This is a genomic window from Streptomyces sp. NPDC001549 (assembly GCF_042894025.1).
Lineage (GTDB): Bacteria > Actinomycetota > Actinomycetes > Streptomycetales > Streptomycetaceae > Streptomyces > Streptomyces kutzneri.
Window position 1 is genome coordinate 1 of the sequence record NZ_JBIAVJ010000063.1, and the last position, 9,786, is coordinate 9,786.

General features: G+C 68.4%; 11 protein-coding genes and 1 pseudogene. 7 read left to right on the plus strand and 5 right to left on the minus strand.

Annotated elements, in window-relative coordinates:
• A pseudogene (locus ACFY04_RS43180) lies at nucleotides 1-439 on the plus strand (hypothetical protein); the annotation flags it as partial.
• A gap of 361 nt (nucleotides 440-800) precedes the next feature.
• Here the strand turns inward: ACFY04_RS43180 and ACFY04_RS43185 are convergent.
• Nucleotides 801-1,328, minus strand: a complete 528-nt coding sequence (locus tag ACFY04_RS43185) for a hypothetical protein (protein ID WP_389126506.1) — start codon at nucleotides 1,326-1,328, stop codon at nucleotides 801-803.
• A gap of 115 nt (nucleotides 1,329-1,443) precedes the next feature.
• Nucleotides 1,444-1,737, minus strand: coding sequence for a hypothetical protein (locus ACFY04_RS43190; protein ID WP_389126507.1), 294 nt, complete (start codon nucleotides 1,735-1,737; stop codon nucleotides 1,444-1,446).
• Nucleotides 1,738-1,900: 163 nt separating this feature from the next.
• On the opposite strand from ACFY04_RS43190, the gene ACFY04_RS43195 reads away from it, so the two are divergent.
• The 5 genes from ACFY04_RS43195 (at nucleotide 1,901) to ACFY04_RS43215 (ending at nucleotide 4,989) form a co-directional block, all read left to right on the plus strand.
• A complete protein-coding gene (locus tag ACFY04_RS43195; protein ID WP_389126508.1) occupies nucleotides 1,901-2,653 on the plus strand; it encodes a hypothetical protein in 753 nt (250 codons plus the stop codon).
• 416 nt (nucleotides 2,654-3,069) lie between these two features.
• Nucleotides 3,070-3,339 (plus strand): hypothetical protein, encoded by a 270-nt coding sequence (locus ACFY04_RS43200; protein WP_389126509.1) that lies wholly within the window; start codon nucleotides 3,070-3,072, stop codon nucleotides 3,337-3,339.
• On the plus strand, nucleotides 3,336-3,896 hold the full coding sequence (locus ACFY04_RS43205; protein ID WP_389126511.1) for an RNA polymerase sigma factor: 561 nt from the start codon (nucleotides 3,336-3,338) through the stop codon (nucleotides 3,894-3,896). Before ACFY04_RS43200 ends, ACFY04_RS43205 begins: the two co-directional genes overlap by 4 nt.
• Entirely contained in the window at nucleotides 3,893-4,429 is a 537-nt protein-coding gene (gene rsrA / locus ACFY04_RS43210; protein ID WP_389126513.1) for a mycothiol system anti-sigma-R factor, read from the plus strand. The genes ACFY04_RS43205 and rsrA overlap by 4 nt, the downstream gene beginning before the upstream one ends.
• 188 nt (nucleotides 4,430-4,617) lie before the next feature.
• Nucleotides 4,618-4,989 (plus strand): hypothetical protein, encoded by a 372-nt coding sequence (locus tag ACFY04_RS43215; RefSeq protein WP_389126514.1) that lies wholly within the window; start codon nucleotides 4,618-4,620, stop codon nucleotides 4,987-4,989.
• 151 nt (nucleotides 4,990-5,140) lie between these two features.
• On the opposite strand, the gene ACFY04_RS43220 is transcribed toward ACFY04_RS43215, so the two are convergent.
• Together ACFY04_RS43220 and ACFY04_RS43225 are read right to left on the minus strand one after the other, a co-directional pair.
• On the minus strand, nucleotides 5,141-5,581 hold the full coding sequence (locus ACFY04_RS43220) for a hypothetical protein (protein WP_389126516.1): 441 nt from the start codon (nucleotides 5,579-5,581) through the stop codon (nucleotides 5,141-5,143).
• Nucleotides 5,582-5,948: 367 nt separating this feature from the next.
• Nucleotides 5,949-7,358 carry a hypothetical protein gene (locus ACFY04_RS43225; RefSeq protein ID WP_389126517.1) on the minus strand — a complete coding sequence of 470 codons (1,410 nt, stop codon included), beginning with the start codon at nucleotides 7,356-7,358 and terminating at the stop codon, nucleotides 5,949-5,951.
• Nucleotides 7,359-8,017: 659 nt separating this feature from the next.
• Between ACFY04_RS43225 and ACFY04_RS43230 the strand changes: the two genes are divergently transcribed.
• On the plus strand, nucleotides 8,018-8,347 hold the full coding sequence (locus tag ACFY04_RS43230) for a hypothetical protein (protein WP_389126519.1): 330 nt from the start codon (nucleotides 8,018-8,020) through the stop codon (nucleotides 8,345-8,347).
• A 531-nt stretch (nucleotides 8,348-8,878) separates the two neighbouring features.
• Here the strand turns inward: ACFY04_RS43230 and ACFY04_RS43235 are convergent.
• The gene (locus tag ACFY04_RS43235; protein ID WP_389126520.1) at nucleotides 8,879-9,775 is read right to left on the minus strand and encodes a transposase family protein; all 897 of its coding nucleotides are present in this window, start codon (nucleotides 9,773-9,775) and stop codon (nucleotides 8,879-8,881) included.
• Nucleotides 9,776-9,786: the final 11 nt, after the last annotated feature.

The following is a 9,786-nucleotide window of genomic DNA, read 5'->3' on the forward strand; positions in this document are numbered from 1 at the left end:
TGAGTTGCCTGCGTGTCACGACCACAGTCCTACCGGATTCCGCCCCGCGAACAGGACAGAACCCAAGAATGATCACGACACCACACAGGCCCTAGTAATGGCCGGCGCGACTGTGCTGCTCCCGGCGCTCGGCAGGGGTGATCTCGGCGCCGTAGCCCTGCTGGTTCTGTGGGGCGTTGCCTATGGGGCCGTGCCTGTCTGCTCACAGACCTGGTTCGCCAAGGCCTCGCCCGATTCACCCGAAGCCTCCTCCGTGCTCTTCACCGCCTCGTTCCAGGCCACCATCTCCATCGGGGCGCTGGTCGGAGGTGTCGTGGTTGACCACTCTTCTCCATCTATGGTCATGACGCTTGGTGGCACGTCAGCTGCCCTGATGGTGCTGGTCGCGTGCTTCCACTACGTCCGGAAGATCTCGTGGCCTGGCCCGGCCAAACCGTAGGCCATATACCTGCTTGACGGGCGGTCTACCGCACTGCTCCTGCTTCCACAGCTGCGGCGGACCTGCGGTGTGACGGACACGCGCACACCCCTGCCTTCGGGACATCTTCAGCTGATCACAGCACTCACCACGGCGGGGAATTATCTGGCCGCCGTTGGCGAGATCTCGCAGGCCGCCAGCGGGGAGCACTCCTGGCCGCCAACGGGGAGAACTTCAAGGCCATTGACAGAGGGGTTCGTGGTGCTGCTGGGGCGCTGGGTGGTAGAGCGCACGTTCGCGTGCCTGATGCATTCGCGCCGACTGGCCCGGGACTACGAGACGTTGCCGACCAGTAGTGAGGCGGTGATCCGGTGGTCGATGGTCACGCGGATGGGGCGGCGTCTGGCACGGGCCGCCGGCCGGCGCTGAACATCCCCGACGCCTCCTGCACGAGCCACCCGCGCTCCGCCAGCCGCCTGGCCTTCGAGCGCACCCCCTCGACCTTCGCCGACGTCGTCTGAAGGCCCAGCTCCACCGTGATCTCCTTGGCCTTCAGCGGTCCTTGGCCCTCCAGCTGCCGCTCGTCGAGCACACCCAGGATCCGCTGGTAGTCCAGCGCCAGCACCGTCACCGGCAATCCTTCGCGCCAAGGCGGCACGATCGAGCCCGGCACCGACGCGGGCGAAGACACGGCTTCCTGCTCCACCTCGGTCCCGGTGACGGCGGTGGTCCCGGCAGCCGGGGCTGCCAGGGCTTCGACCAGCTCTTCCCGCGCGATCACCCGCCGGTCCAGCTCGATCTCGGCTTCCTCCAACACCTCAGCCAACCGGGCGACTTCCTCCCGCAGCCCTTCCACCCGCACACGGGCCGCTGTCTCCCGCTCCTCCAACATTCCCAGCACCGACGCCATCGCGCACCCCTCGCTCACGGAGCGGAAACAAGACGTCGAATGCCTCCCTCATTCCGAGCCAGACCATGCCTGAACAGCAGAAATTAAGCGATCATGTTCGGTTGAGATACGGCTTCTAGGTCAGTTGCGCGAGTCGTCGGTCGACCGGGTGGCCGTCGGGAGTGAGCAGGAGGGTGGGCTGGTCGCTGAGTGCCTGTGCGGGTTGGGGTTTGGTCCAGGTGGCTGGGTGGGGCAGGTCGTTGGTCCAGTAGTGGGGGACGCGGACGGTGTTCAGGAGCAGTTGACGGCGTTGGAGGCGGTGGGCTTCTCGGTCCTGTTGCGTGTAGGGGTGGTAGCGCTGGAGGTCGGCCGGCTCTTGGCCTTCGGGGTCCCAGGTGACGCGGTCTGCGTGTCGGTAGAGGCCGACCACGTCGATGGATGGGGTGCCGAGGCGTGATCGGGCGGTGAGGTGGGCGGGGTGGTTGGGGTCGTCGTCGCCGCCGTGGTTGGGGCCGGAGGCCAGGTCCTCGTAGGTGATGGGTTCTCCGTTGGGGTGGTAGGGCCAGCTCTTCCGCTTGAGCCAGGACGGCTTGGTGGAGTTCTTCGGCGCGGGCGAAGGTGTTGCGGATGACGGTGGTGACGCCGGCGGTGTGCTGGGTGAGGAGGCGGCGGGCCAGGGCTTCGGGGCCGGGGTCTGGGAGGAGGCGCAGGCGTGTGCGGTGCTTACGTCGGCTCCTGCTGCGGGCGGGGATCAGGGTCTGGCAGCTGCCGTGGCTGTCGGCGACGGTGATGGGTCCGGCGGGTTTCGGATCGGAGGGCTTGCTCTGCAAGCCGGAGCACCAGGCAGTGACGAGGGCGCGGCGCTGGTGGGCGGGGAGGGTGGCGGAGAGGACGACGATGCTGGCGCCCGCGTCGGCGAGCCAGGCGATGGCCGCGCCGAGCAGTTGCTGCTGGTAGAGCTCGTACGCGTGGGCTTCGTCGATGACGACCGTCTTGTTGGCCAGGCCGTAGAGGCGCAGGAACCAGTGGCGGTACTTTTGCGGGGCGAGGACGAGCTGGTCGATGGTGCCGACGCCGAAGCAGCTGAGGAGGCCGCGGCTGCGCTGCTCGTACCAGGGACTGAGGATGACGGTGGCCGGCTGGTGGGAGTCGGGGTCGTCGCAGGTGGTGAGGTCGATGAGTTGGGGGTCGGTGGTGGCCGAGGAGGCGTTTTTGAGTTCGCGGCTGATCTCGGAGATGTGGGCGCTGCCGTGGACGACGGCCAGGTTCGCGGCTTCGCGGCTGCCGAGGACCGCGGTGAGGTAGTTGCGGTGACGGCGGGCGAGCTGGTCGCTTGCTGCGCGTAGGGGGAGGGCGAAGTACGGGCCGTGGTAGCCGCAGGTGAGTGCGAGGCGGTGGGTGAGGTACTGGGCGGTCTCGGTTTTCCCTCCGCCGGTGGTGTCTTCGACGATCACCAGGCTTTGTCCGGCGATGCGGGTGTCGATGACGGTCTTCTGGGCGGGGCGGGGCAGGGCAGGGCAGGGGGGGTGTCGGGCATCTGCTCGGCCCAGGTCATTTCTGCGTCGCGGCGCTGGAGCACTCGCCAAGTGCCACGGCCCGGCCTCTCTCCGGCCCGCACCGACCAGTCGTCAATCGCGCCAGTGCGGGGTTGAGCAGGGTTGGAAAATTCCTCGGTCCTCAGACCGAACACTCTCGCCGCCCCGACCCTTATGTGTAACGGCGCCGCGTTGAACCGGGCCACTGGCGAGAGAAGGAGGGCGGGATGGGAACGGAAATCGCCGCGATCGTGGGGTCGGGGGTCCTGGCCGTACTCGGACTCCTGCTGCGCAGTCGGCCGGGGCGCACTGGACTGTGGGAGGTGCTCGGGGAGCTGGCGCGGGGCCGGACAGCTGCGGCGACCGAGCGCGAGCGCCGGGCCACGGTGCTGGAGGTCCTGGATCGACTCCCAACTGGGGGGCGTCTGGTCGAGGTCGACGAGCGCGGTTGCCGCCGGACTGTGGAAGTTCACCCCCAGGCCAGGCGGCGTCCGTGACCTTGTCCGACCCCGTCCCGCTGACCCCGCCAGCCGGTGCCACACCGGGTCCACCTGCAGGATTCGAGGCGTTCTTCCGGCACTTCGAGCCCATGATCTGCCGCTACCTGATTTGGCGGGAGGCCGACCGCAACATCGTGGAGGACGCCGCCCAGCTGACGTTGCTCAGCGCATACCGATATTGGGAGAAGGTCGGAGACATGGCGGATCCGCGCGGTTGGCTCTTCCGTGTGGCCGGCCAGCGGTTGGAGGACGCACGGCAGGACCGCGAGCGCGGGGGGATCCTCACGGATCCTCAGCTGCTGCGATCCGGTGACGCGAACGAGGACCATCTGGCGGCCTGCGAGCAACATCTAGACATCGTCACCGCAGTCCGCAAGTTGCCGCCTCGACAGCAGGAAGCCCTTGCTCTCAGGGTCCAGGGCGGGTTCGGTTTCAGGGAGATCGCGCAGACCATGGGGTGCGCGGAAGGGACTGCGCGCGGCCATGTGCACCAGGCGCGGACCACCCTGGCGGCGATTCTCGGCGACACGACAGCGGACGGAGGAGTGGGATGAACATCGACGAGCGCCTGAGCTTGGCGGCCCAGTCCGTTGATGAGCAGTGGGCCGACCCGGCTCGGACCGCACGGCGATACGCGAAGTTCCTCACCAACCTGACTCATCAGAACGCGACCCTCGGGACCTCTGCCAGCTCCGCTCCCGGCCCTTCCCCCGATGACCCGCAGACCCGCCAGGCTGACGCCGCAGAGAAGCAGGGCGACTCATCGCCAGGCCACGGCACCACCTGCGGTGAAGTCCTCGACCACCTGTATGAGCTTCTCGACAACGAACTGAGCGACGGCGACAGCGCCGACTTGCGCAAGCACTTGGAGGAGTGCTCCAGCTGCCTGGAAAATTACGGTGTGGCGTACACCATCAAGAGACTGGTGAAGCGCACATGCGGTTACGACGACGTCCCCACTGACCTCCGCGCCAAGGTCCTCGGCAGGATCGAAATGATGCGTGCCGGGCTACGTGTGGTGGACGAATGGGCCGTCGGCGGTGACGCCGCGTCCCCTGTGACGACCGAGACAGCCACCCAGGACTGAAAGTGGAAGGGCTCCCAGACCATGGGCGCAGTCAAAGAGATGCACTAAGAGCAGGAGAAGCTGACAGCCGACCAGTAGACGCCCAGATGACCGCAGTCGCCGCGCAGATCACGCCGTCTGCTGCACCTCGGTGTTCCTCCGCACCGACCCAGGCCCCCACCCCGGCTCCGGCACCGGGGCTGGCACCGGTGCCGGAGCCCCGCCCGTCCCGCAGGAACGAGCCGACGCTCCTGGAGACCGGACAGCTGTGGGAGATCGCGACCGAGTTGCGGCCCCTGCTGGAACAGACCGCCCGCGCCGGCTCCACCAACACCTGGCCCCAGATCCACAAACGCCTGCCGGGCCTGCCGGGCCTGCCCCGCCTCCACGCCGACGACCAATGCGTGCTCCTGTGGCTGGTCGACGAAGACGGCCGGAAGGGAGAACCTCTCCTGTCCGCGCTCGTCACGGTCGGGGACCGCCAGATGCACCCCCGCTTCCCGGCCGTAGCCGAACAGCTCGGCTGGAGATGCCCGGCCGGCACCCGGCAGCACACCGCATGGAGTACGGTCCCCTGCTGAAAGCAACCGTCCAGGCAACGGTTCAGCCGCCCTCCGGTGCAACCCTCCCCCGGAGCCGGCGCGGGATGCGCTGTGCCTTCGCACGCTAGTTGGCCAGGCTTTGTCGATTGGACGGCCAGATAGCCACCACCTCGACGCGAGTGATACCCGGTCAGCGGCGGCTGGTGGACAGGATGACGAGGAACTGGCCGCCGCCAGCCTGGATGTCGGCGGTCACCGGCAGCCCTGGCACCAGCCGGGAGAAGCGGTCCACCAGCCAGTCCGCCGCCTCCTGGGCGTCCTTCCTGGTGGGACAACGGCCCACCATCTCGCGGCCGCCCTTGCGCTCCAGCCTCTCGGCAACAGTGATCAGCGGCGCGGGTTCGACTACGTACAGGCGCTCCGGCCAGGCGATGACCACCTTGACCGCGCCCTTGCGGGTGTTGCACCCGCGGTGCGCGAGCCGCTCGGCGACCTTGGCCTTCCGGTCGGCGGTCCGGCTGTCGACACTGGGCCCCCGCGGGTCGTTCACCGACTCGTCGGGGTCGACCAGCTCGTCACACACCCAGCAGCGCCAGCCATCGCGCTCGGCCACATCATCAAGGAGACTCATCCGAGCAAACTATCCTGCCCGGCCTCCACCCACGCACCAGGACCCCGGCAACCTCTCAACACCGACCAACAAGCGCTGCGACGCCTGGCCAACCAGCGGGCAAAGACGCAGGCGTGGCGCGGGCCAGGCCGGCTCCCACCGCGGCCGCTGTGCGGGAGATCGCCGTGGCGCAGTTCCAGCTCGGCGTTGCGACGGCTGTGGGCGAGCCCCGTTCGAGGGTGGCTTGCCCACGATCAGCGGGGCTTGCCCGAATGGACCCCAGGAGGCTTGCCCGGCTGTCAGGAGGCTTGCCCGGGGCGGAAGCGGGAGAGCCATCCGCCGGCCTTCTGCTCAGGCATGGCCTGCTCCCTGCTCCTGTTCCTGCTCCTCATACCGGTACCGGGACGGCCAGGCCCCGCGTATGCGGGCGACGTACCGCTGGCCGCAGTCCTCGCACAAGGACGGGTTGGGCTCTTGGGGGGGCGCCCCAGCCGCCGCGCTCGATCGCCTTCCACCGTTCGTCGGTGAACTGGGCCCCACATTCGCTGCAGACAGGACGGCGGGTCTCACGCTGGAAGTCGTACCGCCCTACCCCACGCTGCACCGGCTCGTGGTGCTCCTGCTTGCCGGCCGCTTGACCTTCGGCGGCGACGGCCCGTTGCTTGCAAACGTCGCACAAGTGCGGGTGGGTGTTCGTCAGAACTCCCCACTCCGTCGCGCCGGCCACCTCCCAGCGTTCGTCGGTGAACTGCGCCCCGCAGCCGGCGCAGACGGGACGCCGGGTCTCACGCTCGGCTGCCTTCTTCTCAGCCTGCTCCGTGGCCGCCCGCCGCAGCTGCGCCTGGTACTTCTCCTGGCGTGCCCTGGCTTCTCCCCGGGCCCGGGCTTCAGCCGCTTCACGACGGGGATTGCCGATCGCTTCCCACAGGGGCTCCTTGTGGTCGCGGCCGAATCGAAGGAACACCGGGCCGTGTGGTCCGTGCTCGCGGAGGTTGGTCAGACCGGTCGCGATGATCGGGATCCTCCCGTCGTAGTGGTGGAATCCCCCTGCCTGCCGCTCGCCCTCCCACAGGTGCCGGGTGAGTTCGATCAGGCGCGGGATGGTGCGATTGGGATTGCGATCGCCGACGCGGTTGAACACCAGCAACACGGGCGGATGGATCATGTCGCCGGACCAAGTGGCCAGGGCCTGAGGGGCGGTAAGGACAATGTCGGCCTGGATGCCGCCCTTGCCGGGTGCGTTCCACGTGCCGGTGGCGGGCAGCGGGACCTCGGTCCAGTACGAGGCGATCGTGCCGATACCGCCGGGTGCGTCGACGGCGGCCTGGGCCGCCGCCCGTACTTCGGGCGGATCCTCGGCGAGCTTGGCGAGGTCCGGCTTCGGGCGCAGCATTGCGATCACGGTCTCGTTGACGGCCATCGGGTGGGAGCCGCCGCTGGAGCCTGCGCCGCGGGCGGATGAGCCCATCTCTGTCACCGGGCGCCGTAGCTCGTGGGAGGCGGCCTCCAGTCCCTTGATGGTCAGGTTGCGCAGCCTCTCCCCCGTCTCGGTGGAGCCGCCGGTCTCGGACAGGCCGTGCTTGCGCATGTCGGAGAGCGCGCCGGTGTGCAAGGCGCTACGGGCGGTCTTCTGCTCGGAGGCGGTCGGCTTTTCGGTGTGCCGGAAGCTCAGGTGCGGAGCGCCGATCCGCTGGATCTGATCCGCCGTCGCGACTTTCAGCACTCCGAGCACGCGCAGCACATCGCCACGGAAACTGTTCGTCGATCCCGCCGGGTTGGTCTTTCGCTTTCCCGCCATCAGCTGTGCTCCCTCGTTGCTCGCGACCGGCCGCCGACCAGCCGCTCCTGGCCGCGCCATGCCGGGGAGGGCGTCCGGGCCTCCCGGAACCCGATGCTCTCCTCCAATACGGACATCAGGATGAGAGGAGAGGGTTGTGACGCTGCGGTTTTCGCGCCGATTTGCGCACTGACCAGCAGGTTTCCCGCCCTGCCGGGTGTCGGGCACCTAAGGGGGTTCCGAAGGAGGGCCTGAAGGGCCCTCTCAAGGAGCCCCCTTAGGCATGTCCAGCCGACGGGGGCATGCCCTCGCCCACCTCGATGCGGGGCCGGGCCGGCGGCCGCGGGCCGAGTCCTGGACGGCAGTGGATGGTCGCCATCGTCGTGTCTCCTTCGCGCTCTTCACCGCCCCACACCGGGGCCGTGGAAGGAGAGCGTGCAGAACGCCCCCTTGACCGCTGTCTGACGGTGCCAGGAAGCGAGCCTTGTCCAGGGGAAACGCGGCGTACGCGCCTGTGCGGCGGACCTGGTCAAGGGGGTCCGTTAGCCCCCTTGACCGCGGGGTTTGTCCGCTTCCAAGAGGGAGAAGAAATCTCCGGGCGCTGTCCACAGACCGGCGGCCGCACCCTGCGGCGGAGCCGCCGTGATCGACACGGCGACCATCCTGTCGAGGAGACCTCCATGCCGTACTTGAACCCGACCCGCTCGCCCCTCACCCCCGAGCGGGTAGAGCGCGCCTTCGACTACCTCATCGCCCTGCAGACGGGCGGCGGATCCCATGTCGCTGGCCGCGCGGAGGCCGACCCAGAACTGGCCTTCCTGCTGCTGCGGGTAGCCGAGGATGTCATCTGGCCCATGGCGGCCGTGGGCGAGGAATCCGATCCGCACTCGGACTCCTTCGCCCTGGAAGAGGCCGGGTGCATCCTGTCTCCGCCCTCCGGGAGTGGGCACGGGACTCCCCCACCACCGGGGCACTGGGCATCGCCCGCAGCATCATCCGCGTCGTCGTGAACGTCATCCCGGACCCCCGACGACGAGGAAACCGCCACCACCCTGGAGACGATGCGCGACGAGCACCTGGTGCTGGCCCACGCGGTGCACTCCGCACCCGGAACGCACCGGCAACCGCACCACCACGCACCGAGTGGATGCGCACCCGATGTACCTGGTGCACATCCACTCGATGGCCTCCACTCGATCCGGTGGCGCCACTCGGTGGTCTCCACACGATGGGCATCCACCCGGTGCACGATGCGCGCCGTGGATGTCCGGCGGTGGAGAGTGGCGCGCATCGGGTGGGCTCGGTGTGGTGTGCCCGGTGCGGTGCGTTTCCCCTTGACACGGGCTTGTGTCAAGGGAAAACGCGGCAGGGTGCACGGGGTTGGATGCACGGCATCGTCACCGGCGATGTCGTGCATCGCCACCGCGATGCTGTGCACTGAGCCTCCGCCAACCTGAAGAAACAGGTCAGCGGTCTGGTGTGACTGGTCCTCGGAATACTCCCGCTGGTCGTGGGCGACAGCCTGCGGCGTAGATCGTCTGTCAGCGGTTGACTTCGAGGTTCGTCAGCACGAGCAGTGCACTCAGGAGGTGGGTGGCGCGGGCGGGATCGGTACGGAGTTTGGTGAGGGCCCGCCAGTTCATCAGGTGGGCGAACCGGTGCTCGACCGGCGCGCGTCCCCTGGCGAGGACCTGATTGGCGTCCTTCTGGCCAATAGTGAGCTTGTGGATGCGGCTGGCTGTGAAGCCGGTGACGATCACAGGGTCGAGTACGTCGTTGTCCAGGCCGCGGAATCCTAGGTCCGCGAGGGCACCGAGGCCGGCGGCTCGCAGGTGGGCTACCACGTGATCGTGACAGGCGGCGGTGATGTCGTGAGTGCGGCCGGGCCGGGCGGCGGATATCCAGATCAGGCGGCCACTCTCGTCGGTCAGGGCGAGGAAGTGCAGGCCGTGGTCACGGTGTTTGCCGGAGTAGTTCCGCCGGTCTGCCTTTCCGGTGCGACGCTGGGTGCGGATGAGGGTGCGGTCAATCACGACGACCTCCCCGCCCCGTTTGACGACCTTCTTCAGGGCGCGGTCCAGGCGTGGGGCCTGCGCGGCGAGCAGGGTGATCAGCTCGCCGCGCCAGCGGCGGACGGCGGACTCGGACACGTTGTTGCCGCCGGCCATGTCAGCCAAGCACTGGTCGTGCCGCAGCACGGCCAAGACGATCACCGCGATCCTTCCAGGCGACAGGATCCGCCACCGGGGCCGGATCGCCTTCAGGCGGCGTCGCAGCAGACCGGCGAGGTGGTTGATGATGCGCGTGGATAGCGGTAAACGGCACTGGTAGGTATTGATCAGAAACTCAAAGAGGGGCCTTGACCCCGGATTTTGGACACCGGAGAGACTTGGATCTTGATGGTCCAGGAGAACGGAGTCCCCGTGGGGATGAAGCACTACCCAGCCGA